25 protein-coding genes and 1 pseudogene are annotated in these 25,854 nt (G+C 70.3%); 15 read left to right on the top strand and 11 right to left on the bottom strand.

Annotated features, from left to right (window positions below):
* The first annotated feature begins 157 nt into the window (after window positions 1-157).
* Window positions 158-535, top strand: coding sequence for a hypothetical protein (locus JNO44_RS06985; RefSeq protein ID WP_146051124.1), 378 nt, complete (start codon window positions 158-160; stop codon window positions 533-535).
* 226 nt (window positions 536-761) lie between these two features.
* Here the strand turns inward: JNO44_RS06985 and JNO44_RS43255 are convergent, their stop codons facing one another.
* The 6 genes and pseudogenes from JNO44_RS43255 to JNO44_RS06965 form a co-directional block, all read right to left on the bottom strand.
* Entirely contained in the window at window positions 762-1,088 is a 327-nt protein-coding gene (locus JNO44_RS43255; RefSeq protein WP_240167464.1) for a polysaccharide deacetylase family protein, read from the bottom strand.
* Complete coding sequence (locus JNO44_RS43250; RefSeq protein WP_240167463.1) at window positions 1,088-1,537, bottom strand: polysaccharide deacetylase family protein; 450 nt, start codon at window positions 1,535-1,537, stop codon at window positions 1,088-1,090. The genes JNO44_RS43255 and JNO44_RS43250 overlap by 1 nt, the downstream gene beginning before the upstream one ends.
* The gene (locus JNO44_RS43245) at window positions 1,534-2,106 is read right to left on the bottom strand and encodes a glycosyltransferase family protein (RefSeq protein ID WP_240168047.1); all 573 of its coding nucleotides are present in this window, start codon (window positions 2,104-2,106) and stop codon (window positions 1,534-1,536) included. The genes JNO44_RS43250 and JNO44_RS43245 overlap by 4 nt, the downstream gene beginning before the upstream one ends.
* A 46-nt stretch (window positions 2,107-2,152) precedes the next feature.
* Window positions 2,153-2,497, bottom strand: a pseudogene (locus JNO44_RS43240) (UDP-N-acetylglucosamine--N-acetylglucosamine transferase); the annotation flags it as partial.
* Window positions 2,498-2,891: 394 nt separating this feature from the next.
* A complete protein-coding gene (locus JNO44_RS06970; protein WP_205362321.1) occupies window positions 2,892-3,902 on the bottom strand; it encodes a M56 family metallopeptidase in 1,011 nt (336 codons plus the stop codon).
* Window positions 3,903-3,906: 4 nt separating this feature from the next.
* Window positions 3,907-4,332, bottom strand: coding sequence for a BlaI/MecI/CopY family transcriptional regulator (locus tag JNO44_RS06965; protein ID WP_205362320.1), 426 nt, complete (start codon window positions 4,330-4,332; stop codon window positions 3,907-3,909).
* A 472-nt stretch (window positions 4,333-4,804) separates the two neighbouring features.
* On the opposite strand from JNO44_RS06965, the gene JNO44_RS06960 reads away from it, so the two are divergent.
* The gene (locus JNO44_RS06960) at window positions 4,805-5,593 is read left to right on the top strand and encodes a phytanoyl-CoA dioxygenase family protein (protein ID WP_205362319.1); all 789 of its coding nucleotides are present in this window, start codon (window positions 4,805-4,807) and stop codon (window positions 5,591-5,593) included.
* Window positions 5,594-5,830: 237 nt separating this feature from the next.
* On the opposite strand, the gene cynR is transcribed toward JNO44_RS06960, so the two are convergent.
* Window positions 5,831-6,739 carry a transcriptional regulator CynR gene (cynR, locus tag JNO44_RS06955; protein WP_205362318.1) on the bottom strand — a complete coding sequence of 303 codons (909 nt, stop codon included), beginning with the start codon at window positions 6,737-6,739 and terminating at the stop codon, window positions 5,831-5,833.
* A 125-nt stretch (window positions 6,740-6,864) separates the two neighbouring features.
* On the opposite strand from cynR, the gene JNO44_RS06950 reads away from it, so the two are divergent.
* From JNO44_RS06950 to JNO44_RS06925, 6 genes are all read left to right on the top strand, one after another.
* A complete protein-coding gene (locus JNO44_RS06950; RefSeq protein WP_205362317.1) occupies window positions 6,865-7,452 on the top strand; it encodes a carbonic anhydrase in 588 nt (195 codons plus the stop codon).
* Window positions 7,453-7,582: 130 nt separating this feature from the next.
* A complete protein-coding gene (cynS, locus tag JNO44_RS06945; RefSeq protein WP_205362316.1) occupies window positions 7,583-8,053 on the top strand; it encodes a cyanase in 471 nt (156 codons plus the stop codon).
* Between the two features lie 143 nt (window positions 8,054-8,196).
* Window positions 8,197-8,697 (top strand): nucleoside deaminase, encoded by a 501-nt coding sequence (locus tag JNO44_RS06940; protein WP_205362314.1) that lies wholly within the window; start codon window positions 8,197-8,199, stop codon window positions 8,695-8,697.
* 7 nt (window positions 8,698-8,704) lie between these two features.
* On the top strand, window positions 8,705-8,932 hold the full coding sequence (locus JNO44_RS06935) for a hypothetical protein (protein WP_205362312.1): 228 nt from the start codon (window positions 8,705-8,707) through the stop codon (window positions 8,930-8,932).
* Between the two features lie 23 nt (window positions 8,933-8,955).
* Entirely contained in the window at window positions 8,956-10,392 is a 1,437-nt protein-coding gene (locus tag JNO44_RS06930) for an MFS transporter (RefSeq protein WP_205362310.1), read from the top strand.
* Window positions 10,393-10,831: 439 nt separating this feature from the next.
* Entirely contained in the window at window positions 10,832-11,425 is a 594-nt protein-coding gene (locus tag JNO44_RS06925; RefSeq protein WP_205362308.1) for an NAD(P)H-dependent oxidoreductase, read from the top strand.
* 155 nt (window positions 11,426-11,580) lie between these two features.
* Here JNO44_RS06925 and JNO44_RS06920 read toward each other — a convergent pair whose 3' ends face one another.
* Entirely contained in the window at window positions 11,581-13,200 is a 1,620-nt protein-coding gene (locus tag JNO44_RS06920; RefSeq protein ID WP_205362306.1) for an alpha/beta hydrolase, read from the bottom strand.
* Window positions 13,201-13,783: 583 nt separating this feature from the next.
* On the opposite strand from JNO44_RS06920, the gene JNO44_RS06915 reads away from it, so the two are divergent.
* Both JNO44_RS06915 and JNO44_RS06910 read left to right on the top strand, forming a co-directional pair.
* Entirely contained in the window at window positions 13,784-15,502 is a 1,719-nt protein-coding gene (locus JNO44_RS06915; RefSeq protein ID WP_205369448.1) for a sensor histidine kinase, read from the top strand.
* Window positions 15,503-15,632: 130 nt separating this feature from the next.
* Window positions 15,633-16,100 (top strand): nuclear transport factor 2 family protein, encoded by a 468-nt coding sequence (locus JNO44_RS06910; protein ID WP_205362304.1) that lies wholly within the window; start codon window positions 15,633-15,635, stop codon window positions 16,098-16,100.
* A gap of 72 nt (window positions 16,101-16,172) precedes the next feature.
* On the opposite strand, the gene JNO44_RS06905 is transcribed toward JNO44_RS06910, so the two are convergent.
* Entirely contained in the window at window positions 16,173-16,886 is a 714-nt protein-coding gene (locus tag JNO44_RS06905) for an SDR family NAD(P)-dependent oxidoreductase (RefSeq protein WP_205362302.1), read from the bottom strand.
* A 319-nt stretch (window positions 16,887-17,205) separates the two neighbouring features.
* Here JNO44_RS06905 and JNO44_RS06900 point away from each other — a divergent pair, with 319 nt between their 5' ends.
* From JNO44_RS06900 to JNO44_RS06880, 5 genes are all read left to right on the top strand, one after another.
* Complete coding sequence (locus tag JNO44_RS06900) at window positions 17,206-17,763, top strand: DUF6924 domain-containing protein (RefSeq protein ID WP_205362300.1); 558 nt, start codon at window positions 17,206-17,208, stop codon at window positions 17,761-17,763.
* Between the two features lie 295 nt (window positions 17,764-18,058).
* On the top strand, window positions 18,059-18,784 hold the full coding sequence (locus JNO44_RS06895) for a WXG100 family type VII secretion target (RefSeq protein WP_205362299.1): 726 nt from the start codon (window positions 18,059-18,061) through the stop codon (window positions 18,782-18,784).
* Window positions 18,781-22,683: a DUF6531 domain-containing protein gene (locus tag JNO44_RS44385; protein WP_205362284.1), complete on the top strand. Its 3,903-nt coding sequence runs from the start codon at window positions 18,781-18,783 to the stop codon at window positions 22,681-22,683. The genes JNO44_RS06895 and JNO44_RS44385 overlap by 4 nt, the downstream gene beginning before the upstream one ends.
* 33 nt (window positions 22,684-22,716) lie before the next feature.
* Window positions 22,717-23,454 carry a hypothetical protein gene (locus JNO44_RS06885; protein ID WP_205362282.1) on the top strand — a complete coding sequence of 246 codons (738 nt, stop codon included), beginning with the start codon at window positions 22,717-22,719 and terminating at the stop codon, window positions 23,452-23,454.
* Entirely contained in the window at window positions 23,451-23,798 is a 348-nt protein-coding gene (locus JNO44_RS06880) for a hypothetical protein (protein ID WP_073446127.1), read from the top strand. The genes JNO44_RS06885 and JNO44_RS06880 overlap by 4 nt, the downstream gene beginning before the upstream one ends.
* 782 nt (window positions 23,799-24,580) lie before the next feature.
* On the opposite strand, the gene JNO44_RS06875 is transcribed toward JNO44_RS06880, so the two are convergent.
* Together JNO44_RS06875 and JNO44_RS06870 are read right to left on the bottom strand one after the other, a co-directional pair.
* Complete coding sequence (locus tag JNO44_RS06875) at window positions 24,581-25,231, bottom strand: hypothetical protein (RefSeq protein ID WP_205362280.1); 651 nt, start codon at window positions 25,229-25,231, stop codon at window positions 24,581-24,583.
* Window positions 25,232-25,251: 20 nt separating this feature from the next.
* Window positions 25,252-25,647 (bottom strand): hypothetical protein, encoded by a 396-nt coding sequence (locus JNO44_RS06870; RefSeq protein WP_205362278.1) that lies wholly within the window; start codon window positions 25,645-25,647, stop codon window positions 25,252-25,254.
* Window positions 25,648-25,854 lie beyond the last annotated feature (207 nt).

The following is a 25,854-nucleotide window of genomic DNA, read 5'->3' as shown; positions in this document are numbered from 1 at the left end:
AGGCGGCGAGCGGCGAGGCTGCTCGCGTGGAGGCAAGCGGACACCGTGGAACGTTAGGTGAGTACGGGTCGCCTTGACTCGATGGCCATTTCGGATGCATCGGTCATCGAGCAGTCCGTCCGGACGACTACCGCGATGGATCCGGCAAGATGTGCGGATGCACAACAACAAGATCATGGTCGGGGCGGCAGTGGCTGCAGCCGCGCTCCTCCTCACCGCCTGCTCCGGCGCCAGCGATTCCTCGTCTTCTCCGGAGGCTGTGGCCACCGCGCCGACTGTCGCGCCCAGTCCGGACGCAACCCAGCGGCAGGAGCTCTACCGGGCTCTGGAGGCCATCGACCTCGGATACGTCCGACGGACGGGCCCCGCGGTCCGCCACGCCATGGAGGTTTGCGCCGACATAACGGCCGGCAAGGACCCGGCAACCACGGCCAAGAACGCGGAGGCATCCTTCCGTGGACTCGATGAACAAGAGTCCGTGCACGACAGGGGGCAGAAGATCGTCGACGCGGTCAAGCGAACCTTCTGCCACTGAAGCCGGCGCCCCGGGACCACACTCGTCCGCGTAGTCGTGTCCGTGAAGTCCCGCCGGTCGCCCGGAGGGTCGGTCGGGCGGTGTTCGGTGCGGCGAGAGTGCGTGCCTGGGGGCACCTCCCAGCGTGAGGGGGAGCGCCGAACGGCAGGCGGGACTTTGCGGACACACGGCGGCAACGTGAGGTGTCCGGCGAGCGCTGGCCCGCCATCGCTCGTGCCGGCGTGGCCTACCGAAACGTGCGGATCGTGTTCCGGTTGGTGGTGTCGGGCCGGCGGGGGATGCCGTGTTCCCGCAGGGGGCCGACGTGCCAGCCGCGTGTCTGGCAGGTGTCGAGTATGCGCGGTAGGGCCCGGAGGGTGGTGCGCCAGGAGCCGGTGGCGGAGGTGCAGTCGGAGTCGTGGAGCAGGATGGTGCCGCCGCCGCGCGGATCCTGCAGGACGGTGTTCCGGACGGAGTGCGCGGTGGCGCGTTGGCGCCAGTCCTCGCCCCAGCAGGTCCACAGCACCGGGGTCAGCCCGAGGCGGCGGCAGGTGAGATGGGCGGCGGTGGTCATCACCCCGTACGGAGGCCGGAAGAGCGCGCTGGTGGTCGGCCGGTGACATCGGCCGCGGCGTCGCGGGCACGGGCGATGTCGTCCCAGGTGGCACGGGGGCCGCGGAGCAGCAGCGGGCGGTGGTGCCAACCGTGGACGGCGAGTTCGTGCCCGGCGGCGGCCATCTCCTTCGCAGGGCCGCGCGAGCGGAGCAGCATCGAACCGAGCAGGAAGAAGGTGGCGTGGATCCCGCGTGCCTCAAGAAGGCGGAGGAAGCGCGGGGTTGAGAGGTGGTCGGGTCCGTCGTCGAAGGTGAGGGCGACATGGTCGGGGCGGCCCTGCCCGGCCAGGCGGGGCAGGGCGGTGTTGCGCAGCGGACCGAAGGTGGAGATCACGGGGGCGGCGTGCAGGGCGGCAAGCCCCGGCAGGACCGTGGCCGAGGCGAGCAGCGCGGCGCGGGCCGGGGTCATCGGTCATCTCCGTCCAAGTGGTGGGCGACGGTGGTGAAGTGGGCGGGGGCCTTGGCGTATGCGTAGGTCAGTGGCGCGGCGACGCCCAGCGAGACGGTGGCCACTGCGGTGGTGGCGGCCAGAGCGAGCCGTCGCCTGCCCGGGTGGCGCACCGCGGACGAGGGTGCGGGGGTTGCGAGCCGGTGTCTGGCTCGGGCGGTGATGGCCGGTACCGGGCCGGAGGCGGTTCGGTGCAGGGCGATACCTGCCAGGCGTTGGGCCCTGCCTCGTGGCCCGTGCAGAAGCTCGGCGAGCACGGGGCGCAGGTCGCCGACGGTGCGGATCCAGGCCGCCAGGCCCGCCTCCTCCAGTGCCTGGGCATTGGTGCGGCCGTGGCCGGGGATGCAGCGGTAGCTGGCCACGGGTAGCCCGGAGGCGAACGCCTCCAGTGCGGTCAGCCCCCCGGCGTTCTGGACCAGTACGTCGCAGGCGTGCATCAGGCCGGGCATGTCGTCCACCCAGCCGAAGGCATGTGCGATGCCGTCCTGTCGCAACTGTTCGACGAGAGCCTGGTTGCGCCCGCACACCACGGGCGTGGGCCTGGGCCGCGGGTATCGGGTGCACGGCCAGGTGCGCGTCGATGCCCCGGGCGATCCAGAGGGCGTGCACGGAGAAGTCGGTCAGGAAGGTGTAGGCCGGCACCTTCAGCACACCGCGCCGCCGCACTGCGCCGAGGACCTGACTGGCCCCCGGGTAGGTCGAGATGACCGCGGTCGTGTCCGGCGGGAGTGCGGCAAGGGTGCGGTGTTCGGCACTACGGAACAGCGCCCGCCAGACCGCGCCGGGGCGCGAAGCGTGCTCCGTGGCCTGGTAGAGGCGTTGGTAGCTCTCCGGTGCCCGGGTCAGCAGTCGGTGGTAGGCGTCGCGCAGCAGCTTGCCCGTGCGTGCGGGCAGGAGGTCGAGGAAGTCGTACCGGTCCACCAGGAATCCCTGTGCGGCCAGCCTGGAAGTCAGCCCGTCCGCCGTCCCGTCGTGGCCCGCGCCGACGCTCGCGGAAATGACGACGATGCGGTGGCGGCCCGTCCCCTGCGGTCCTGCGGAGGGAGGCGAGCCCGGCAGCAGTTCGTCACGCTCGGGCACGGTCGATCAGCCTCCTGACGGAATGCGTGAAATGCATGGAGTGCGCGGAATGCGGGGCGCGAGACGGGCGCACTCCGGGCAGGCGGCACCGCGCGCAGGCCGAGGTCGGGCCTCGATGCGGATCCGGGCCATGGCTGATTGCGGCGGCGTCGAAGGCCGAAGCTACTACATGATGTAGAACTTGGGGAGTGGGTACCCCGGGTGCGGGGGAGTACGGGTTCGGGCGCCGCGCCGATTACAAGTGGCGCTCTCCGTGTTCCCGCCGATCGTGATCCACACAGTGCAGGCCCGGCCGAACCTCGCGGTCGGCCGGCCACGAGCGCGCGGTGTCGGCGTACAACGCACACTGCGCCCACTGTGCGTTGTCCAGCATCCGGTCGTTGTCGGACGCGGCATTGGCCAGGCTCGCGCAGCAGAGAACCAGCAGCAGCCCGCCCGCTGCGAAGGGTAGCCTCCGGCGGGCGGGAGGCGGGGACAGCAGGGCCTTCACCCGCTGCGGCACCGCCCCGCCGGTGGCGGCCAGCGCCGGGGGACGGGACGTGGCGGCGGAGGCGAGCGCGGCGCGCGCGACGGCATGGGCGACGACCCGGCGGTCGCCGACACACGCCGCGGCTTCCTCGTCGGCCCACCGTTCCAGGACGAAACCACCTGCGGCGGCCAGTGGCCGCAGCAGCGGGTTCAGGGCCGCGGCAAGTCGCCAAAAGCCCTGGAAGAGGTGGTGGCGCCCGGCCAGATGCGCCCGCTCGTGTGCGAGCAGGGCCGCGCGTCCGTCGTCGTCCAGGCAGCGCAGCATCCCGCGGGACACCACGATCCGCCCGGGCGCCCCGGGCGGTGCGAAGGCCAGCGGGACGTCGTCGACGACGGCCAGCTCCGTCCGCCCGGGCAGGTCGGCGCACTCCTGTCGCGCCCGAACCAGGCGGCGAATCTGGCGTACGGCGGCCACGCCCAACGAGACGATGCCCGTCGCGAGTGCCAGCGCACTGCCGGCCGCGACGGCGAGGTAGACCGGGTCCTCGGCGCGCAGGACGGCCACGGACCAGTGGCCTTCCTTCGCGATCTGCGGAATCTGCGCCACGCCGGTGAAGGCCAGCAGGGCGAGCGATCCGGTCCAGCCGACCGCCGTGACGAGCGCAACGCAGACCAGTGCCCAGGCGGCCGGGCGCGGAGGCAACCGACGTGCGATGGGTGGCACGAGCGCCGCGAGTGCGGCGGTGACGAGGAACGGGACATAGACGCTGACCAGCACGGGGTCACCGATTCCTGGGGGAGCGCTCGCTCTCGGCGGGTGGTTCGCCGTGCCCGGACAGCAGCTGTTGCAGCAGGTGCTCGTCCTGCGCGGACAGCTCCGAGACGAAACGGGCCAGCACCGCCTCGCGGTCGGAGCCGCCCTCCAGCAGCGAGTGCATGCGTTGGGCGGTATGGGACGCTTCGTCCCGGGTCGGCTCGTAGGCGTACCCGCGGCCTTCGCGGTGCCGCACGACCATGCCCTTGTCGTGCAGCCGCGACAGGATCGTCATGACGGTCGTGTAGGCCAGGTCGCCCGGCAGTCGTTCCTGCGTCTCGCGCGCGGTCAGCGGACCGCGAGCGGCCCAGAGCGTGGCGAGCACATCGCTCTCCAGCTCACCGCGCGCCCGCCTGCCGGATGCCTGGCGGGCCCCCTCGTCACTTCGGTCCACCGCTATCGCCTTCCTTGGCCATCCGTGCGCACAGGCTACTCGGCCACCTTCCGGCCGCGGCCTGTCTCCTGTGGTGATCAGCCTGTCTCCTCTGGCGATCAGGAGGCGGAACAGCCGCTCTCGCGCGGATGACTGCAGCAGATGACCGCAGCGGATCACTACAAGCGGGGTGTGCTGTCCGGATCGAGAAGGCGAGTCCTCGTCGGATGACCGGCCTGCGGGCGCGGGTACCGCATGTCGGGCACGTCCGCCCTGCCGCGAGTGGCGCGGAAACCCCGGTGGGCCGGTGCGCGGGAGGGAGACGCGGCCCACGCCCGCGCGGTGTGCTGGTCGGCCCGGTGGCTGTGCCTCCGCGTTCGGTGAGCCGACGACGTCATCAGCCGACGGCCGCGGCTCGACTCGCTGAACACCCGACAAAGGCGGTGCGGAAAATGTCGGGTGAGCGGGAGCGGTGCCGCCGCACGATGGGGGCATGGACGACACGACCTTGGTATCCCGCTTCCTCCGCGACGGCTTCGTGAAGTTGGCGGGCGCCGTCGCGCCTCGCGTGGCCGCGGACTGCGCGCGGCTGCTGTGGCGGGAGACGGGCTGCGACCCGGACGATCCGGCGACGTGGACGCAGCCCGTGCACTGGGTGGCCGGGATGGCGCAGGGGCCGTTCGCCGCCGCGCCCAACTCCCCTTCCCTGCATCGCGCGTACGACCTGCTCGTCGGTGCGGGACGCTGGGAGCCGCGCTACTCGCTGGGCTCGTTCCCGCTGCGCTTCCCGCACGAGGAGGAGCCGGACGACGCGGGCTGGCACATCGAGGGGAGCTATCTGCCGGAGGGCGAGAGCTGGTACTTCACCAATCTGCGCTCCCGGGGCCGGGCGCTGCTGATGCTGTTCCTGTTCAGCGAGGTCGGTGAGGAGGACGCCCCGACCCGGATCCGGGTCGGCTCACACCTCGACGTGCCGAAGGTGCTGGAGAAGTACGGGGAGGACGGGGCGAGCGGGCTGACCCTCGCCCCCGATCTGGTGGCGGCGTCCGACCACCGGCCACTCGCCCTCGCCACCGGGGCCCCGGGCGACGTCTTCCTGTGCCATCCGTTCCTGGTGCACGCGGCGCAACCACACCATGGGGCGCGGCCGCGCTTCATGGCCCAGCCGCCGCTGATGCCGGCCGCGCCGTACGAACGGGAACGGGCCGACGGCGCGTACTCACCCGTGGAGATCGCGATCCGCCGGGGCCTGGGGCAGGACACCCCCTCTCAACCAAGCTGATCAGCGAGAACCAAGCGGTCGCGGTTGAGGTCTCGGCCGCTCGGCGTACGGCGTCACCGAACGCTCCTGCCGGTCCACCAGGCGTTGGCCGCGGACACGCAAGCCCACTCCGCAAGCATGGATGCCCACTCCGCAAGCGCGGCCTCCTCGCCCCGTTCGGCTGCCCGCGTCCAGGCAGGCTTCGGTGAAGGGCCGTTCGGGAGAAGCCCTGTTCCGGGGTGGGGGTTCAGTGGGGGTTCACAGGGGCGGGGCGTAGCCGCGGGTGCGGATGAGGTCGTGGGTGAGGTCGGTGAAGGCGTGGGTGGCGGCGCTTTGGTAGGCGTCGGTGCGGTGCAGGAGGGTGACGGTGCGGGTGGGCAGGGGCGGGTCGAGGGGGATGGGGGTGAGGTGGGGGTGGTCGTGGGTGATGGCGTCGGGCAGGACGGTGGCGAGGGGGGTGCGTTGGACGATTTCGGTGAGCGCCTGGATGGAGTTGGCCTCGATCGTGATGCGGGGGGCGACCTGGTGGCGGGCGAAGTAGGCGTCGATGTGGCCGCGGGTGGCGAAGTCGCCGCTGAGCAGGGCGAGTTGCTCGTCCTTGAGGGCACGGGCGGGTAGCGGGTCCGGCACCGCCTGGGCGCGCGGGGCGCCGGCGACGAGGCTGAGGGTCTCGGTGAACAGCGGCGTGGCGGTGACGCCGGGCAGGTGGGTGCCGGCGAAGGCGATGCCCAGGTCGAGGTCGTCGGCGAGGAGGGCGGCTTCGATGCGGTCCTGGGGCATCTCCGTCAGGGTGAGGCTGACGCCGGGGTGGCGGGTGTGGAGCTCGGCGGTGAGCGGGCCGATCAGGTAGGCGGTGAAGGTGGGGGTTGCGGCCAGGTGCAGGTGGCCGCGGGAGAGGTCCTGGACGTCGTGGACGGCGCGTTCGGCGGCGGCCAGGTCGCGTAGTGCGCGCCGGGCGTGGTCGGTGTAGACGGCGCCGGCGTCGGTGAGCCGTACCGTGCGGCCGGTGCGGTCCAGCAGCTGCACGCCCAGGGTCCGCTCCATCTGCTTGATCTGCTGGGAGAGCGTGGGCTGGGAGATGTGCAGCTCTTCGGCGGCGCGGGTGAAGTTGCCGTGTTCGGCCACGGCGAGCAGATAGCGCAGATGACGCAGTTCGAGAGCAGCCATGGGGCAACTATAGATGGCACTAATAGCTTCTATGGCTAATGACTCTTGGGCACTATAGGTACAGGTCATGCATGGTGGATCTCACCAGCCCACAGGGGTCGATCACCACCCGAAGGGAGTGACCCATGCAGGACCTCACCGAGGGCGTCGCCCGTTTCCAGCGGGACGTCTTCCCGGCCAAGGCGGAGCTCTTCGCGCATCTGGCCACGCATCACACCCCGCACACGCTGTTCATCAGCTGCTCCGACGCCCGCGTCGTGCCCGAGCTGATCACCGGCACCGAGCCGGGCGACCTGTTCGTCATCCGCACCGCCGGCAACCTGGTCCCCGCCTATACGCCCGAGGCCGACGGGGTCGCGGCGAGCATCGAGTACGCCGTCGCCGCGCTGGGCGTGCAGGACATCGTCGTCTGCGGTCACTCCGCGTGCGGCGCGATGACCGCCCTGGCCCAGGGCCACGACCTCAGCGGCGCCCCGGCGGTCGCCGCCTGGCTGCGGCACGCGGATGCGTCCCAGGCTCGCACCACCGCTGCCGGTGAGGTTCCCGCCCTGGTACGGCAGAACGTGCTCGCGCAGCTGGCGAACCTGGCCACCCACCCCTCGGTCGCCAAGGCCCTGGCGGAGGGGAAGGCCGCCCTGCACGGCTGGGTCTACGACATCCCCACCGGTCGCGTGGAGGACCTGACCGCCGCCGGCCCGGCGCTCGCGGTCTGACCCTCCCGGCTCTCGTTCCCAGCCCGCGACAACGACAGCGTGCCGGGAACCCGTATCCACCCCACCCACTCGCCACTTCACCCCACCCCTGTTCGTGGAGTGGCACACCTGAGAAAAGGACGTACTGACCATGGTGCACGCCCAGTTCGAGCAGACCGCCCGTGAGGCCCTGGCCGCCAAGGCCGTGGAGGCCAAGACCCGCAAGAACCTCTCCTGGAAGCAGATCGCCGAGGCCGCCGGCCTGTCGGTGGCCTTCACCACCGCCGCCGTCCTCGGCCAGCACCCCCTGCCGCAGGACTCCGCGCAGGCCGTCGCCGAGCTGCTGGGCCTGGACGACGACGCGGTGATGCTGCTGCAGACCATCCCGGTCCGCGGCTCGATGCCGAACCGGATCCCGACCGACCCGACCATGTACCGCTTCTACGAGATGCTCCAGGTCTACGGCACGACCCTCAAGGCCCTGGTCCACGAGGAGTTCGGTGACGGCATCATCTCCGCGATCAACTTCAAGCTCGACGTGAAGAAGGTCGCCGACCCCGACGGCGGCGAGCGCGCCGTCATCACCCTGGACGGCAAGTACCTGCCGACCAAGCCCTTCTGACCGGCGCCGACACGGCGTCGCGGACGGACGGCAACGGGGCGGGCCGGAAACAGTCTTCCGGCCCGCCCCGCCTTGTTCCCCGAACCCCGTGAAGTTGCCTGCCGGCGGCCTCGCATCCCCCTTCCCTCTTTGGAGGACCTTTCATGGACTTCGTCCAGCGCACCATCGACATCGCCCGCCAGAACGTCGCCGAGGGCGGCCGCCCGTTCGCGACCGTCATCGTCAAGGACGGCAGGATCCTTGCCGAGAGCCCCAACAAGGTCGCCCAGACCAATGACCCCACCGCCCACGCGGAGATCCTCGCCATCCGCGATGCCTGCATGAAGCTGGGCACCGAGCACCTGACCGGCACCACCATCTACGTACTCGCCCACCCCTGCCCGATGTGCCTGGGCTCGCTGTACTACTGCTCGCCGGACCAGGTCGTCTTCCTCACCACCCGCGACGCCTACGAGCCCCACTACGTCGACGACCGCAAGTACTTCGAGCTGGACACCTTCTACGACGAGTTCGCCAAGCCCTGGCAGGACCGCCGGCTGCCGATGCGCTACGAGGAGCGCGAGGACGCCGTCGAGGTCTACCGGTTCTGGCAGGAACGCAACGGCGGTGAGCGCCGCGTCGCGGGCGTCCCGACCGCCGGCTGAGGCCCCGGTGCCCGAGGCGATCGAGAAGGTGGCCTGGCTCCGGCTCGACGAGGGCCGGCTCCTCGCCGCCCGCACCCACGGATACCGCGCCCGCGCCACCACCCGTGCTCGACCACCTCACAGCCACCGGCCAACTCCCGCGCTGGTGAACCCCGACGGTGCACCGGCCCCACGCCTGCCGTCCCGGGGCCGGTGCACCACCGCTGTTCTCGTCCGCTCCCCCACCCCGTCCTGAACCGTTCTCCCCAAGGTGATGTCGTGTCCGAGCCGTCCCCAAAGCAGCGGCAGCTGGCCCTTGCCGTCTGCTGCTCAGCCCTGTTCCTCGTCAGCCTCGACAACACCGCCCTGAACACCGCACTGCCGGCCATCCAGCGCGACTTCGACGCCTCCACCGCCGGACTGCAGTGGACCGTCGACGCCTACCTCGTCGTCCTCTCCGCCCTGCTGCTGCTCGCCGGCTCGACCGGCGACCGCATAGGCCGCCGTCGCGTCTTCCGCGCCGGGCTCGCCCTGTTCACCACCGCCTCCCTGCTGTGCTCCCTGGCTCCCTCCCTCGGCTGGCTGATCGCCTTCCGCGCCCTCCAGGCCGTCGGCGGCTGCCTGCTCACCCCCGTCGCCATGGCCCTCATCACCAATGTCTTCACCGACCGCCGCGAACGCGCCCGCGCCATCGGCGTCTGGAGCGCGGTCCAGGGCATCACCATGGCCGTCGGCCCCCTGCTCGGTGGGCTACTGGTCGACACCGTCGGCTGGCGCTGGATCTTCCTGATCAACCTGCCCATCGGCCTCCTCGCGCTGGCCCTGACCGGCCAGGTGCCCGAATCCCGCGCCCCGCACCCCCGCCGCCTGGACGCGCTCGGCCAACTGCTCATCGTCGTGCTGCTCGCCACCAGCGTCTACGCGATCATCCAGGGCCCGGCCACGGGCTGGACCTCCCCCCAGGTACTGGCCTGCGCCCTCACCGCCGCCGCGGCACTGCCCGCACTGATCGTCACCGAACTCGCCCAGCGCGAACCGCTGATCGAACTGCGCTTCTTCCGCCAGCCCCCGTTCACCGCATCCGCCCTCAGCGCCGTGTGCGCCTTCGCGGCCCTGAGCGGCTTCCTCTTCCTCGCCGCCCTCGGCCTCCAGGACGCCCGCGGCCTTCACGCCTGGCAGGCCGGCCTCTACCTGCTGCCCATGGCCGCCATGACCATCGCCTGCCCACCCCTGGCCGGACACCTCACCGCCACCCGCGGCCCCCACCTGCCCCTGGTGCTCTCCGGCACCGCCACCACCCTCGCCGGACTCCTGGCCCTCCTCGGTGCCCAGCAACACACCCCGCTCCTCCTGGCCTGCTACCTCCTCTTCGGCATCGGCTTCGGCCTCGTCAACGCCCCCCTCACCCACACCGCCGTCTCCGGCATGCCCCGCGCCCAGGCCGGCGTGGCCTCCGCCGTCACCACCACCAGCCGCCAGATCGGCAGTGCCCTCGGCGTCGCGGTCACCGGCGCCACCCTCCCCGCCACCGGTTACACCGCCACCACGTTCGACCACGCGAGCCGCCCCGCGTGGTGGATCATCACCGGCTGCGGCCTCACCATCGCCGCCCTGGCCACCCTCACCCGGCACCACACCCACCGCAGCACCCCTCCCAACACAGCGCCGAGGAAAACCAGCCGGCACCGACAGCAGGCTCCGCGGCCAAGCGTGTAAGCGACACCGGCTCCCGGGGCCAAGCCTCGCGGTTGAGGAACGCGGCGACCTCCTCCTGTGCGTGGGCGGGGTGGGGGAGCGTCGGCGGATTGCTCCGCCGAGGCGTCCGAGGCCGGCCTCGCCGACACCGTGCCGGCCGGCCCCACCAAGCCGAACCGCGTTCCCGTGCCTGGCGCTTCCGCGTACGAGGTGGCCGTCACGGAAGGCTTTAGGGGAACCCGGCCCGACTGGCTCGCATCCCTGATCGGCCCCCGCGGACAGGAAGGCACGCGGGGACCGACCGGGCCCCAGGGCGCACGCGGTGAGCGGGTACCCCGGGGGTCGACGGCCGGGTGCCTGACGTTGCCACCTCCAACGCCCGGGCTGCAGACCCCAGTTGTGGTGGGCAGTAATCGGCAGGGCATAGTCGGGGAGGACCAGCTATCGATCAGGAGGAACCATGCGGATCGGGGTCTACCTCGCGCACCCGCGTCCAGGCAGCTTCAACCACGCGGTGTTCACGGCCGTCGTGGAAGAACTGCGCGACCGGGGGTGTCATGTACTCGCGCACGACCTCTACGCCGAGGGATTCGCCCCTGCGCTGACCGCCGACGAGACGGAGACAGTCCAGTCGGCCGCCCCCGCCCGTGACGCGCAGGTGGAGCTGCACCGGTCCGAGGTGGCCACCCTTGATGCCATGGTGTTGGTCCATCCGAACTGGTGGGGCATGCCGCCCGCCGTCCTCACCGGCTGGGTGCAGCGTGTGCTCGCGCCCGGTGTCGCGTACAAGCTGGGCACCGCGGACGGGGAGCCCGCAGGGCTGCTGAAGGCCGGCCGGGCGCTCGTTCTGAACACCTCCGACACCCCTGTCGACCGCGAAGAGAGTGAGTTCGGCGACCCGCTGCAAAGGATCTGGGCGGCATGCGTCCTGCCGTACGTAGGTGTTGCCGACGTCCGCCGCACCGTCTTCCGCACGGTGACCGACTCAACCGACGAAATGCGCGCATCGTGGCTGTGCCAGGCACGTCAGCAGGCCGCCGCGCTGCTGGTCTGACACCGCGTGCACGCCCGTGGGCTGCCGACGAGTGGGGCCGGGAGCCACGTACATTCGTGCGCTACACAAAGGACAATGCCATTCCGCTGCCGCTCCAGGACCTCATGATTCGCGAGGCGGACGAGATCGCGGACACGCCCCAGGCGCGGGCGGTGCTACGAGCACGTGGTGCCGGGTGCCGGGACCTTGCCGTCCAGCAAGTAGTCGTCGACGGCCTTCTTCAGGCAGGGGTTGCCGCTGTTGTAGCCGCCGTGGCCCTCGCCCTTGAGGGTGAGTTCGACGCCCACGCCGTCGCCCAGTTCCCTCGCCATCTTCCTGGCTCCCTCGTAGGGGGTGGCTGGGTCGCCGGTGTTGCCGATGACGACGATGGGGGCCGAGCCCTTGGCACCGACCTCGGTCTTGTCGGTCTTGCCGGCGACGGGCCAGTCGGTGCAGCCGGTCAGACCCCAGGCCGTGGACTCGCCGAAGACCGGTGACGCCCTGCGGAACTCCGGCAGCTTCGCCCTCACGTCGTCGACGGTGTAACGCCGCTTGTCGTCCACGCAGTTGATGGCTCGGTTGGCGGCTTGGGAGTTGTTGTAGTGGCCTTGCTCGTCACGACCGCTGTAGCTGTCGGCGAACGCCAGCAGCATGTTGCCCTGGCCGCTGCGCATCGCCTCGCTCAGCGCGATCGTCAGCATGCCCCAGCTCTCCTTGTCGTAGAGCGTGGCCACGATACCGGTGACTGCCAGGTCCTGGGTGAGCTTGCGGGCGCTCTGGGTGGGCAGCGGGTGCCTGTCGAGTTTCTTCAGCAGCGCGGTGAGCTTCTGGTTGCCCTCGTCCCCGCCCTTTCCGGTCGGGCAGCCGGAGCCCATCTTGGTGGCGCAGTCCTTCATGTAGTTGGTGAGGGCGAGTTGGAAGCCCTTTGCCTGGCCGATGGCCGCGGAGAGGGGATCCTGGGTCGGGTCGACGACGGCGTCCAGTACCGAGCGGCCCACGTTCTTCGGGAAGAGGTGGGCGTAGACGCCGCCGAGCTTGGTGCCGTACGAGATGCCGAAGTAGTTCAGCTTCTTGTCGTCGAGGACCGTACGTATGAGGTCCAAGTCACGCGCGGAGCTCACCGTGTCCACATGGGGAAGCACCTTGCCGGAGTTCCGCCGGCAGGCTTCGACGTACTTCTTGTTGGCGGCGGTCGCGGCCTCGACCTCGGCGTCGTCGTCTGGCGAACCGTCGACCGCGGTCATGGCGTCGGTCTCCTGGTCGCTCAGGCACGTCACGCCCGCGCTCCCGCCCACGCCGCGCGGGTCGAAGCTGACCAGGTCGTAGCGCGAGCGCAGGGTGTCGTAGTCCTGGGCGAGGCCGGGGAGGGTGGTGATGCCGGAGCCGCCGGGGCCACCGAAGTTGAAGACGAGCGACCCCAGGCGCCCGCCCCGGTCCTTGGCCTTGGCCTTGGCGCGGATCAGCGCGATGCCGATCGTCTCGCCGTCTGCCTTGGCGTAGTCCAGCGGTGCCTTCAGCGTGGTGCACTCCCACTCGCCACCCGGGGCCTTGCCGCCGCCCTGCGCGGGAGTCGGTGCCGCGCACTGCCTCCACCTCAGCTTCTGCCCGGTCAGTGAAGCCGGCAGCTCGCTCGTGGCCGGGCCGGAGGAGGACGACGAGGTGTTCACGGTCGACGAGGGCCTCGACGTGGACTTCAGAGGTTCGTTGCCGGCGCACCCGACAACCGTGCCGGCGGCCACTATGACGGTCGCGCTGAGCGCGCCGACCCGTACGGCCTTGGGACCAACGATGGGCATGACGTCATTCCAAACTTTCGCAACGAGTGTGAGGAAGCCAGAGCGAATTGACTCCGCGAACGGCCGGGGGCGGCTCGGCGGGGAACGGGAAACCGGCGTCTGCACCCACCGGATGACCACCTTGATCAAGATGGTCGATCAAAGTGGTCGGTCAAAGTGGTCGATCAAGGTGTGTGGCGCGCTCCGCCGGTGCGGGAGCCGATGCCACAAGCCTGGCAGCGAGCATGGCCCGGCGGATCAGCCTCAAGGGCCGATCGGACCTCACCCCGTGGGTGGACCCGTGGAACGAAAGTCGCTCCCCCCGGCACGCCAAGTCGGCGATCCGCATGCGGTTGTCGCCGCCTTGGGCCCGATCCGTACCGCTCCACGCATGTCCACGCATGCTTCTCGATGAGCGACTTAAGTCGTCGGCCGTCGCGACCAATGGCGAATGCGGTGTCCGGCGGTGGCCGCCTACCGTGGCCGCGTGACACGTGTGGAACGTACGGACCTTACGGCTTCGGCCCGCCAGGCACTGGCAGCGGCGCTGCGCTCGGCGCCCCGGCGGCTTACCGATCCGGTCAGGGCACTCTTCGCCCCGGGGATGTGGACTCCCGGGCGCATCGTGGGCGAAACGCTGCTGTGCGCGTTGCTCGGGCTGCTGGCGGCGGCTATCGAGATCCCGTCGGGGGTGGTGTCCGACGCCGGGATCGTACGGGTCGTCGCCGTGGGTCTGGCCGCCGCACTGTTGTCGTCCCTGCGCCGGGTCCTCCCGGCGACCGTGCTGCTGCTCGCCGCCGCCGGCATGTCCGTGTTCGTCGGTCTCATGCCCCTGCTCATGGTGGCGGCCTGGTCGGCCGGACGGCGGATCGAGGGAGTCGGCAAGGCGGCCGGAACCTTCGCCGCCGCATACGTCCTCAGTCTCTGCCTGGGCCTCCTGAAGGAGCCGCTCTCCCTCACGATGACCCTCACCCTCGCCGTCCCGCTGCTGCTGGTCATGACCGTCGTCCCCGGACTGATCAGCCGCTACTGGTCACAACGCCGCACACTGACGGACATCCTGCGGGAGTACAACGCCCAGCTGTTGCGCGAACGCGCGATGGTCGCCGGCCAGGCCCGGATGCGGGAGCGCCAGCGCATCGCGCAGGACATGCACGACAGTCTCGGCCACCACCTCACCCTCATCTCGGTCCACACCGGGGCGCTGGAGGTGGACCGGGAACTGACCGGGCGGCAGCGGGAAGCCGTCAGTGTGCTGCGCGAGGCGTCGGTGGCCGCGATGCACGAGCTGCGCGAGGTGGTCGGGCTGCTCCGGGACGGGACCGAGGGGCCCGCCCAGGAGGGTGCCACCCACGCCCTCCAAGCGGTGCGGGAAGAGGGCAATACGGTGCCGTCGCGCGGGGTGGTCGGCATCGAGGGCCTGGTGGAGGCGTCCCGGAGCGCGGGGACGGCCGTGGAGCTGCGACGCTCCGGCGAACCCCGCCCGCTCGCCCCGACCGCGGATCACGCGGCGTACCGCGTCGCCCAGGAGGGGCTGACCAACGCCCACAAGCACGCCCCGGGTGCCGCGATCACCATTGAGCTGAGGTACGAGCCGGACGCGCTGGTCGTGGAGGTCGCGAACGGTCCCGCCCCGCAGACGGCGGAGGCCGGCCGGAGCGTGGTGAGCGGTGGTCAGGGTCTGACCGGCCTCGGCGAACGGACCCGGCTCATCGGCGGCATGGTGCACGCGGGCCCGACGGCGGACGGTGGCTTCCGACTGGCGGGCGTGCTGCCCTACGCCTCGCCGGAAGGCGGGGTCGCGAGTCGCTCGCCGGGGGACGCGGAGACGACGTTCGTCGATCCCACCGGCGACTTTCGGGAGCAGACCCCGGCCGGCCCCCTGGGCGAACGTGTTCCGGTCATCGACGGGAACAGTCTTCCGAAGGAGCTGGCCAAGGCCATGAGCAGGAACACGAAGCGAAGCGGCGTCGCCATCGGCTGTGGGATCGCGGCACTGATCCTCCTCCTGCTGGTGGTCCTCGGGGTCGTCGCCGCGGTCTTCCTGGTGGGGGAGGCCGACAAGGCCATGATCGAGCCGAAGCAGTACGACGCGGTGCAGGTGGGCCAGTCAGAAGCAGAGGTCCGCGCGAAACTGCCCCGCGGAAACTCGTTCCTGGCCGAAAACCTGGACAGAGGAGCACCGCCCGCACCCCAGGGCGCCGCATGCCTCACGCTGATGTCCTCCGAGAACAGCAGCAGTTGGAGCAAGGAGCCGGTTTTCCGGTTCTGTTTCAAGGACGGCAAGCTGATCGAGAAGAAGTCCTTCGAGGTCAGGAGCTGAGGAGAGTCGTGATCAGGGTTCTCATCACCGATATGCCGACGAGACGCGTTGAGTTGCCCGCCTCGATTTTGGACTGTACTGTTCAAAACTCGCGCAAACGATAGACGGTAGACAGTGGAGGCACGAAGTGATGCGAGCGGAATCGACGGCGCCGAGCACGCGAGACACCGTCGAGAACTTCCTGGCCCGACTCGCCGCGGGAGACGTCGACGGCGTCGCGGCGCTCTTCGCCGAGCGAGTGGACTGGGACGTACCCGGCGCGGTCGAGGTCCCCTGGCTCGGCATCCGCGCGACGCGTGCCGAGGTCGCCGACTACTTCACCACGCACCCCACATACGTCACCAAGGAGGATTTCGTTGTCGAACGGACCCTTGTGGATGGTGCGGAAGCGGCAGTCTCGGGCCGTTTCCGGAGCCGCGTCATACGTAATGGGGCAGTGATGGAGAGCTGGTTCGTGCTCCAACTGACCGTTTCGGACGGCGAGATCACCCGCTACCGCTTCTACGAGGACAGCCTTGCTGTCGCCCGCGCATGGGCTTCGACCGCCACAGGGGCTGACGGTCGAGCCCAGGAGGCCCACAGCGGGACGACCGACTGACGTCGTACATCAGCCCGACAATCCCGGATGCCGCTCCGCCGGCTTCCGTGTGGACTGGTCCTGCGGGCCTCGCTACCAGCCGACCTGGCCTGTGGAATCGAAGAGCCGTCCGCTGGGCCCGTCGATCGCCAGGGCGATTTGTGCGACCGTCGCGGCGCTCTGCGCGGGTGTGCTGGTGCCGGTGTGGTTGTTGAGCGCGGTCGCGGTGAACCCAGGGTCGACGGCGTTGATGCGGAAGCCGGGCAGAGCGCGGGCGTACTGGTAGGTGAGCATGTTCAAGGCCGTCTTCGAGACCGGGTAGACCAGGCCCTGCAACCGGGATTCCATGCGCTCCGGGTCGTCGCTGATGGTGAACGATCCGCGGCCGCTCGTCACGTTCACGACGCGTGGGCGCTGGGCCTTGTGCAGCAGAGGCAGAAGGGCGTGCGTCGTCCGGACAGCGCCGAGCAGGTTGACGTCCATGACCTCTGTGAAATCGTCCGCGGTGGTCTCCTCCACTGCCGGGCGGGTGCCGCCGATGCCCGCGTTGTTCACCAGGACGTCGAGCCTGCCCCACTCTGCCTCGACCGTTCGGGCCGCGGCGTCGACCTGCGACTGGTCCGCCACGTCCAGAGGCACGAACCGCACATCGCCGGCGGTCGACAACTCGCGTGCGGCAGCACGGCCCCGTTCCACATCTCGGGCACCGAGACAGACCACCATGCCCGCGGCGGCGAGTTGCCGGGCCACCTCTCGCCCGATCCCCTGGTTCGCGCCTGTCACCACGGCTATGTCCGCAATCGTCATGCTCGGCATGATCCTCTCAAGGCTCGTCTCATGGGAAGGTCGACGTCGAGGGTGAGGAATGCCTGGTGGATGTCGTCGCGGATCTCCCAGCGGATCCGCAGGCGACGGAACCAGTGCGAGTGGGCGAACTCGCGCTCCACGGGCAGGCCCGTGAACAGGTCCGGTCGGAGGCCGCGAGCCGCTTCGCCCGTGCTGAGAAGAATCGCAGATCGCGAAGGAACTGCCGGGCACCGAGCGGTCCTTGGAACGCTGACGACGCAGACCGGCGCGGGGCCCGCACGTCCGTGTCTTGTCAGTGCCCGGTACTAGGGTCCACGGCATGAATCACGATCGACGACCGATACACCTGCCTCGCACGGACGCTGCTCCCGTTCTGCGGACCGACTTCACCGACCTCGGTGGCTGGGCTCGCCTGTTGCAGGCCCTGGAGATGCCCGTCGCTTTCGAGGAGGGCTCGCAGGACGTCTGCGATTACGACCAGGCCATCTCGTATGTCACCCCGATCGACAAGGAGAAGTACCGGGACCTGCTGCCCGAGACGGTGCTCGCCGCCGCCCCCGACGCCGGCCACGACCTTCCGTACGACCACCTCTATCTGGCCGACGCGGAGACCTTCGCCTCCGACGATCTGCCGTTGCTCGGCATCGACATCCATGTGGACGAGGCGGGCGATGAGCCTTGGCCACGTGTGAAGCCGTTCCGTGTTCCGGCCCTGCACGTGGCCAGCGTCGAAATCAACGACAGCATCGGCAACTTGTTCTTCCGCGAATTCCACGACTCCGACTGGGGCGACTTCGAGGTGCATGTGGCGGGGCCGGGGACGGCTGTGTACGAGGAGTTCCGTCAGATGGAACAAGAGGAGGTGGACGACAACTGACAGGGGAGCACGTCCATATGGAGACGGTCCCGCCGCCCCACCCGGTCGGCGGATAGGGCGGAGGCGGGCGCGGGGCCGGCGAGCCGCCGGATAGGGCCGCTGCATCGTTCCCCGCCAACGTCAGGGGGTCTTCGCTTTTGTGTGTCCCGGGTTGGCGAATTTGCGTCCTGTCGGCGCGCCTGCCCGGCGCACGCCCTCGACACCTGGGGCAAAACTGACCCTTCGATTACCTCGGCTTTGTTCGGCGGCGATACGTTGCCACGAGCGGTCTGACGAGTTCTCACCTGGGGGCGCGGTGGCACTGGAACTACCCGACGCGGTGGTGTCGTTTCTCGACTTCATCGGTGTCCACTGGCCCAATGTCGACGAGGACAAGGTCCGCGATTTTGGTAGCCATGTCAGGGATTTCGCCAACAACATCCAGCAGAGTCACCAGGACGCCACCTCGTCGGTGGAGCAGTTATCCGAGGTCTACCAGGGCGCCTCCTACGACGCCCTCATGGCCAAGTGGGGCCAGATGTCGTCCAGTCACATGAACGAGCTGGTGACCGCGTGCCATACGGTGGCGACCGCGCTGGACGCCGCGGCCGGTGTCATCGTGGGCATGAAGGCGGCGGCGATCGCCGAACTGGTGGTGCTCGCCGTGACGTTCGTCGCGGACCAGGCCGCCGCGGCCGTCACCTTCGGACTCGCCGAAGCCGCGGAGGCCGGCATCATCGCTGCGGCCCGCAAGGCGACGAGCTATCTGGAACAGCAGTTGGAGCAGTACGTCATCGGCCAGGTGATCGAGGCCGCCATCACCCCGCTCGTCGACGTGGTCGGCAACGCGGTGAGCGGGCTCGTCTACGAGGGCACCGCCAAGGCCCTCGGGGTGTCCGGCGGCGGGGGCGCAGGGCAGAGCTTCTCTGTTCATCCCGAGGAACTGCACGCTCGCTCACAGGCGCTGTCCAAGCACGCCGAGACGGTGGCGGCGCACGCCGAGGACTTCAAGAGCAAGCTGAGCGGGGTGAGCTTCGCGTGACGAACCGCATCGTCAAAGCGCTGGAGGACGGCGCACAACGGCTCGGCAAGACCCTCGGCGAGGACGCCGGCAAGGCAGTCAAGAACCTCTATCACGATACGGGCGACCGTCTGCGGCAGGTGGCGAAGAACCACGCCGAAACGGACGCGAAGCATGCGTCGGAGATGGAGGGCATCCTCAAGGGCCGGCACGGTGACATGCCCAAGGATCCCCATGTCTCTCCCTCCTCGTCGCCGCACACGTCGGGCGGGCCGGGGGGTGAGGGCCCCAAGGGCCCCAAGGGCCCTGCGAAGGGCCCGGGTTCCGGTCGGCCGAACTCCTCCGATCCCTCACTGCGGGACGGGGCGAACCGGGACGGAGTCGGCTCGTCCAAGCCGGCGGGCGGCCGCTGCAAGGGCGGCGACCCCATCGACCTGGTGTCGGGCGAGATGATCCTCAGCGCGACCGACGTGCGCCTGCCCGGTCTGCTCGATCTCGTCGTCGAGCGCACCCACCTGTCTTCCTACCGGTGCGGTCAGTGGTTCGGCAGTTCCTGGGCCTCCACCTTGGACCAGCGTCTGGAGGCCGACGAACGGGGACTCGTGCTCGCCACCGCGGACGGCATGCTGCTCTCGTACGACGTGCCGGCCCCGAACACCGTCAACCTTCCCCACCACGGCCCCCGCCGGGAGCTGCGGTGGGACGGGACACCGGCCGGCGAGATCCTCGTCACCGACCCCGACACCGGGCACACCCTGCACTTCATGCCGGCCACCGTGACCCCGGCGGAGGCCGCGGCCGGCCGGGTGACCCTCCCCCTCCAGACCGTGACCGACCGCAACGGCCACCGAGTCGACATCTGGCGCGACGACGACGGCACCCCCTTCGAGATCCGGCACAGCGGCGGGTACCGCATTGCCGTCGACACCGACGGCGACCGGGTCGTGGCCCTCCGCCTCCTCGGTACCGAGGACGGCGAGGCCGGCACGGTCCTACGACGCTACGGCTACGACGACGGCCAACTCACCGCGGTCACCGACGCACTCGGCCACACCGAGCGCTTCCACCACGACGAGACGGGTCGCATCGTCGAACGCGTCGACCGCAACGGCGGCTGGTACCGCTGGGAGTACGACGGCGCCGACCGCTGCGTGCGCGGCACCGGATCCGACGGTTACCTGTCCTGCACCCTCACCTACGACGTCCGCAACCGTGCCAACAGCTACACCAACTCCCTCGGCCGCACCACCGTCTACCACTACGACGAGCAGCGGCGCCTCACCGGTTGGACCAACACCGAGGGCCACCGCACGCACCGCACCTGGACCGGCCGGGACCTGCTCGCCTCGGTCACCGACGAGCTGGGCCACACCAGCAGCTACACCTACGACGACGGCAACCTCACCATCGTCACCCGCCCCGACGGCCGCACCACCCGCGCCACCTACAACGCACTGGGCCTGCCGGTCGAGATCGTCGAGGTGGACGGCGCGACCTGGCGGCACGAGTACGACGCCCGCGGCAACCAGGTCCGCACCACGGATCCGACCGGTGCCGTCACCAGCTTCGCCTACGACCACGGAAGGCTGTCCGCGGTCACCGACGCCCTCGGCCACACCCGCTCCGTGGCCGGCAACGCGGCCGGCCTGCCACTGGCAGTCACCGATCCCTTGGGCCACACCACGGTCGTCGAACGCGACGCGTTCGGCCGGGTCAGCTCCTACACCGACGCCTGCGGGCGCACCGAGCGCTTCGGCTGGACCGCCGAGGGCAAGCCGGCGTGGCGGGAGTTCGCCGACGGCGCGACCGAGATATGGGAGTGGGACGGTGAGGGCAATCTCGTGGCCCACACCGACCGACTGGGTCAGGTGTCCCGGTTCACGTACACCCACTTCGGCATCCCCGTCACACGCACCGCCCCCGACGGGACCACCTATACCTTCGCGCACGACACCGAGCTGCGGCTCACCACCGTCACCGATCCGCGCGGCCACACCTGGGACTACGCATACGACGCCGTCGGCCACCTCGTCCGGGAGAGCGACTTCCAGGGCCGGGCCGTGGAGTACCGGCCCGACCCCACGGGCAATCTCGCCGCCCGCACCACCGCTGCCGGCCGCACCACGGTGTTCGTCCGCGACGAGCTCGGCCGCACCGTCGAGGAGCACTCGCCCGACGGCATCGCCACCTTCGCGTACGACCCGGCCGGCTGCCTGCTGCGGTCCGCCAACGCCACCACCACCGTCGCCCACACCTACGACGTCCTCGGCCGCAAGCTCTCCGAGGACATCAACGGCCGCACCACGACCTGGACCTACGACGCACTGGGACGGCGCACCAGCCGGCGCACCCCCAGCGGAGTGCTCTCCACGTGGTCGTACGACGCCGCGGGGCGGCCGGCCACCCTCGACGTCGGGGGTGACCGAGTGGGCTTCGCCTTCGACGACGCGGACCGGGAGGTGCGCCGCCTCATCGGCCCCGACCTCGTCCTCTCCCAGGAGTGGGACAGTGCGGGCCGGCTCAGCTCCCAGGCCGTCACCCGCGGTGCCGACACCCTCCAGCACCGCGCCTACGCCTACCGCGCGGACGGCCACCTCCGCGGCGTCACGGACTCGGCGGGCGGCACACGGCACTTCGAGCTCGATCCCGATGGCCGGGTCACCGCCGTGCGCGCCCAGGACTGGACCGAGACCTACGCCTACGACAGTGCCGGGAACCTCACCCACGCCGAGGTTCCCGGCGACCAGACCGCCGGCCCGGAGCGCACATTCACCGGCAACCGCCTTGAGCGGTGCGGACGCCGCACCTACGCGTACGACGAGGACGGCCGCATGGTGCGCCGCACCACGCGGCTCCTCAACGGCCAGACCCGTACTGCCTCTTTCGCGTGGAACACGGCGGACCAACTCACCGACGCCGTGCTGCCCGACGGCACACATTGGACGTACGAGTACGACACGGCGGGCCGGCGCACCGCCAAGCGTCGCCTCGACGGTGACGGGCGCCCGGCCCAGGAGGTCCGTTTCGTCTGGGACGGCACCCGACTCGCGGAGCAAGTGACGTCGGACGGCACCGCGACCGTCTGGGACTACCACTCCGGCACCCACCGGCCGCTCACCCAGACCGTCGTCCACACCGAGGGCCGCGTCGACTTCCACACCGTGGTCACCGACGTCTCGGGCGCCCCGACCGAGCTGGTCACCCCGGACGGACGGATCACCTGGCGGCTGCGCACCACCGCCTGGGGCATGCCGGTCGGCGACGGGCCGGCGGACACCTGCCCCCTGCGGTTCCCCGGCCAGTACGCCGACGCCGAGACCGGGTGGAACTACAACTACTTCCGCCACTACGACCCGGAGACGGCCCGCTACCTCACCCCCGACCCACTGGGGCTGGTGGCGGCCCCCAACCACTACGCGTACGTCGACAACCCGCTCACCGTCGCAGACCCCCTCGGGCTGACGCCACAGCGGGGACCGAACGGCCGCTTCATCCCGAACCCGAACGGTCCGGCGACCCACAACCGCGACACCGAATATCCCGGCAGTTACCGACAGTCGACCCACGACGCCATGACAAGCCAGTGGACGGTCGAAGGCCAGACGCAGGGCGGCGTTCCGCGCTTCCCGGCCGGCCACCCGGAGGCCGGCCAGCGCATCCCACGGGACCAGCTCAACTGGTTCAACTCCAAGGGCGAGCCGGTGCCCGCCGGAAAGGACGAGCTCACGTACGAGCACCTGCACCCGGTCGTCGACCACTGGAACAAAACGGGCTACAACTCCGACCGCGCCACCCGCAACGACTTCTACAACGACGCCAATAACATGGAGCCCATGTCCCGCAAGAACAACTCCAGCGGCGGAGGCAAGATGACCTCCACCTACCGCCAGGACACCGGCCCGAACTACTCCTCCTGCTGAGCAGGAGCCCCACCCCCTGAGGAGCCACCCATCATGGACCTGACGTCGAAGCTGGCCGCCCAGCCCGGCGCCGAGCCCGTACCTGGCGTGCCGGACGCCTGGCACTGGTCACGCATGATCTTCTCGTTCGACGCCGTGGTCTCCGGGGACCGCGTGCTGGAGATGCGCGTCATGGGCGAGTACGACCCGGCACTGGCCCGCGCCGTGCTGGAACTGGCCCGCGACCACGCGGAACAGCTGCTCGACGGCGACCGCCCGCTGGTGACGCTGGACGGGCTCGCCTGCCCCGGGTGGGACTTCGACACGGTCGCCGCCGTCGGACCGGAGGTGCACGAATACCACAGCCAGGAGGACACCGACCTCCACAAGGCGACGGTGGCGCTCTTCCCTGCCTGGCGGCAGGAGTTCGCCGGCTCGGAGAGCCTGGCGGAGGCCCGCCACCAATTCGACCGCGGCCTGCAGCCCACACGACTGCGGCGCGACCCGGTTCCCTTCCTGCGCATGCGCTACCGCAACGAACGCACCGGGAGCCACAGCGAAGGCCCGGACCGCGGCCTGGCGACCCTGGACGTCCTGCGGTATGAACTCTCCCTCCTGCCCGGCGCCTCCGGCAGCCATGTCGAGTGGGAGAACCGCCTCGGCGCCATCTTCCGGGCGGAGTACCACGACACCCTGACGGTGCACGGGCCGGACGGACCGATCCGGACGACCGGGGACGATCTCGTCGCGCTGGCCGATCAGTCGGTGCTGCGCCCGGAGGAGGCCGTATGACCGCCACCCGCGTCCACACCGCTACCGGGGCCGTGCACGACAGTCCCGACGCGGACACCCTCTACGACCTGCTCAGCGAGCTGAACCTGGCGCTGCCGTTCCTCGTCGTGGAACGCGCGGACGGCCGCGATCCGGAGCAGTACTACATCCAGGTCCACCTCGCGGAGGACGGGAGTTGCCTCGTGGAGTACCGCGACGGCGGACCCGACCAGCACTTCCGCACCATCGTGGCGCCGCCCTACGCCATGAAGGGCCACGACGAGGTCGCGGCCCTGGTGACGAGCTGGGCGCAGGACGACGGCGAGTGGACCCGGCGAGGCCACTGGCAGCGCGTGCAGGTCTGAGCAGCCAGCCGGGTGCGGCGACGATTGTGCGGAGACCCTTGCCGACCGTGACCGGCTCAGGCTGGGTGGACCTTGCCTTCGACGTACATTACCGACCGTTAGTCTCGTCGTTGATCAACACATGACGAAACTTCGCACTGTTCTCGCAGCGGCTGCCCTTGCTGTGTCCGCTACCGCACTCATCGCGCCGGTTGCCAACGCTGCCCCTGTACCGAGGCCCGGTGCAGCAGCCGACGCCGACCCGCAGATGTGTGCCTCCGGGGCGCAGATGGGCTGCACTGCGGCGGCAACCTTCGGCAAAGCGCTGCACACCGTCCGGGACCTCTATGACGGCTCCAACTACTCCGAGACAGGCGACTCGGCCTGACCGACTGGAAGCCCCGGAGCGTCCATGGCCTGAACATCGAATCAGACCGACACATCCACCCCTGCGTCCCCGGTAGCCAGTGCCGTACGGGTCCACGCCAACAGCGCAGGGCCAGCGGCCCCGGGGTGTGGGTGCCGTAGCGGGTGCCGTAGCGGGTGTCGTAACAGATGGTCGGAGCTTGCCTGCCAGGCTCCGACCATGGTCGTGCTACGAGGCGCGCGAGCCCGGCAAGGGGCGAACTCCCCGTTCGCGGAGCAGGCCCGGCCCGGGGTGGCCGCCCGACAGTGCTGGTGCCCCTCGACCGCAGAGCGTGGTCGACGTCCCGAGAGCCGCCTCACGAGCGTGATCTCCATTGGCGGCATTCCGCGCGGGCTGGAAGTCCGGCCGATCGCGGCGTCGCGACCCTGAACCGGCACTACCCCAGGACCGTTTCCACCCGATCCGCGAAGTCCAGCACCGCGGCGGCGCAGAGGGACCAGGCGCGGGTTGTGGGGCGGTGCAGGGTCTGGACGAGCAGGACCGAACCCTCGGGACTCTCGGGAAGTGGCTCGATCGCCAGTCGGCGGGCCACCTGCCAGGTGTGGTTCCGGTCCGGTCCGGCCGTGGTGGGCGTCAACGCGCGGGCCGCGTCGACGAGGTGCGCGTCCTGGTTCAGGCGGTCAGTGGTCGCGGGGGCTCCCTCGAAGCGGGCGGAGGTGGCGCCGCCGGGCGTGTTCAGTTCGATGATGGAGGTGACCGTTGGTTCCAGGGGCACCGCGTAGAGGAGATGTCCCAGGCCCAGGCTTCGGCGGATGCCCGAGCGTCCGGTCAGGACCGAGGCGCGGAGTTCGAAGGGCCTGGGGGACTGGGCGTCGATGTAGAGGAAGCAGTGCGTCGGCACGGGCATTCCGCTGAACCGTGCGCGCGGGGGCAGAAGACTGCCGGCCGGTACGCCGGTGCTCTCGGCCGGCAGTGTCATGGCCAACGGTGGTGCGGTGAGGCCGAGTTCGTCGCACAGCGCTGCGGTGATGTCGGCAGCGGTCTGCTCGGGGGTGGCGTTCCGGCCGGTCCAGATCGCGGCGGGCACGGATGCTTCTCCTCGCTCGGTCAGGAAAGGCCGGTGGCTTCCTGGCGGATCTGGGCGGCCTGCTGCTCCTGCCCCTCGGCGTCCAGGAGTTCGCTCAGCCGGTCCAGCGCTGCCCTGCGTTCCGCCTGGAACCGCCCCGGCCGGGCCCGGGTGAGCGCGCGCCAGGCGTCGGCGGCCTCCCCGGCCCGGGCCAGTGCCTCTGCCTGCCGGCCCTGGATCGCCAACTCGTCCCGGCTGACGTCCAGTTGCTGGGCCTGTCGGAGCAGGCTCTGGGTGGGGTCCTCGACGGGGGCCGGCGCGGCGGCCTCCTCGCGGGCGACCCGACGCCTGCGTACGGTCACGCTGAGGTATCCCACCAGGGCGATCAGCGCGCCGGTGATGACGGTGGAGACCAGCTTGTGCAGAAGATCGTTCATGGGGAACCCGTTCACTCGCTGAGGGCGCGCACCTACGGAGAGGGGTGCGGACGCGGCAGGCGCACGACTGGCTGGCCGGCGCTTTGTTCGGTCCACTGTCATGGGTGGCGTTGAAATGACGATGAAGTCTCGATGTGGTGCGGCCCGCCAATGCTCGGCAACTGCTCGGCAACCGCTCGGCAACTGCTTGGGAACCCCGTGCTCGGT

This window comes from Streptomyces noursei (assembly GCF_016917755.1).
Classification (GTDB): Bacteria; Actinomycetota; Actinomycetes; order Streptomycetales; family Streptomycetaceae; genus Streptomyces; species Streptomyces yunnanensis.
This window is presented reverse-complemented; position numbering and strand designations above follow the sequence as displayed.

What these genes read in the sequence shown, in the direction of transcription:
- JNO44_RS06950 (WP_205362317.1), top strand. Translation starts at nt 6,865, where the DNA reads ATGCAGGACCTCACCGAGGGCGTCGCCCGTTTCCAGCGGGACGTCTTC.
- JNO44_RS06885 (WP_205362282.1), top strand. Translation starts at nt 22,717, where the DNA reads ATGGACCTGACGTCGAAGCTGGCCGCCCAGCCCGGCGCCGAGCCCGTA.
- JNO44_RS06925 (WP_205362308.1), top strand. Translation starts at nt 10,832, where the DNA reads ATGCGGATCGGGGTCTACCTCGCGCACCCGCGTCCAGGCAGCTTCAAC.
- JNO44_RS06910 (WP_205362304.1), top strand. Translation starts at nt 15,633, where the DNA reads ATGCGAGCGGAATCGACGGCGCCGAGCACGCGAGACACCGTCGAGAAC.
- JNO44_RS06940 (WP_205362314.1), top strand. Translation starts at nt 8,197, where the DNA reads ATGGACTTCGTCCAGCGCACCATCGACATCGCCCGCCAGAACGTCGCC.
- JNO44_RS06905 (WP_205362302.1), bottom strand. Translation starts at nt 16,886, where the DNA reads ATGACGATTGCGGACATAGCCGTGGTGACAGGCGCGAACCAGGGGATC.
- JNO44_RS06985 (WP_146051124.1), top strand. Translation starts at nt 158, where the DNA reads ATGCACAACAACAAGATCATGGTCGGGGCGGCAGTGGCTGCAGCCGCG.
- JNO44_RS06870 (WP_205362278.1), bottom strand. Translation starts at nt 25,647, where the DNA reads ATGAACGATCTTCTGCACAAGCTGGTCTCCACCGTCATCACCGGCGCG.
- JNO44_RS06880 (WP_073446127.1), top strand. Translation starts at nt 23,451, where the DNA reads ATGACCGCCACCCGCGTCCACACCGCTACCGGGGCCGTGCACGACAGT.
- cynS (WP_205362316.1), top strand. Translation starts at nt 7,583, where the DNA reads ATGGTGCACGCCCAGTTCGAGCAGACCGCCCGTGAGGCCCTGGCCGCC.
- JNO44_RS43255 (WP_240167464.1), bottom strand. Translation starts at nt 1,088, where the DNA reads ATGACCACCGCCGCCCATCTCACCTGCCGCCGCCTCGGGCTGACCCCG.
- JNO44_RS06960 (WP_205362319.1), top strand. Translation starts at nt 4,805, where the DNA reads ATGGACGACACGACCTTGGTATCCCGCTTCCTCCGCGACGGCTTCGTG.
- JNO44_RS43250 (WP_240167463.1), bottom strand. Translation starts at nt 1,537, where the DNA reads ATGACCCCGGCCCGCGCCGCGCTGCTCGCCTCGGCCACGGTCCTGCCG.
- JNO44_RS06900 (WP_205362300.1), top strand. Translation starts at nt 17,206, where the DNA reads ATGAATCACGATCGACGACCGATACACCTGCCTCGCACGGACGCTGCT.
- JNO44_RS06920 (WP_205362306.1), bottom strand. Translation starts at nt 13,200, where the DNA reads ATGCCCATCGTTGGTCCCAAGGCCGTACGGGTCGGCGCGCTCAGCGCG.
- JNO44_RS06915 (WP_205369448.1), top strand. Translation starts at nt 13,784, where the DNA reads ATGTGGACTCCCGGGCGCATCGTGGGCGAAACGCTGCTGTGCGCGTTG.
- cynR (WP_205362318.1), bottom strand. Translation starts at nt 6,739, where the DNA reads ATGGCTGCTCTCGAACTGCGTCATCTGCGCTATCTGCTCGCCGTGGCC.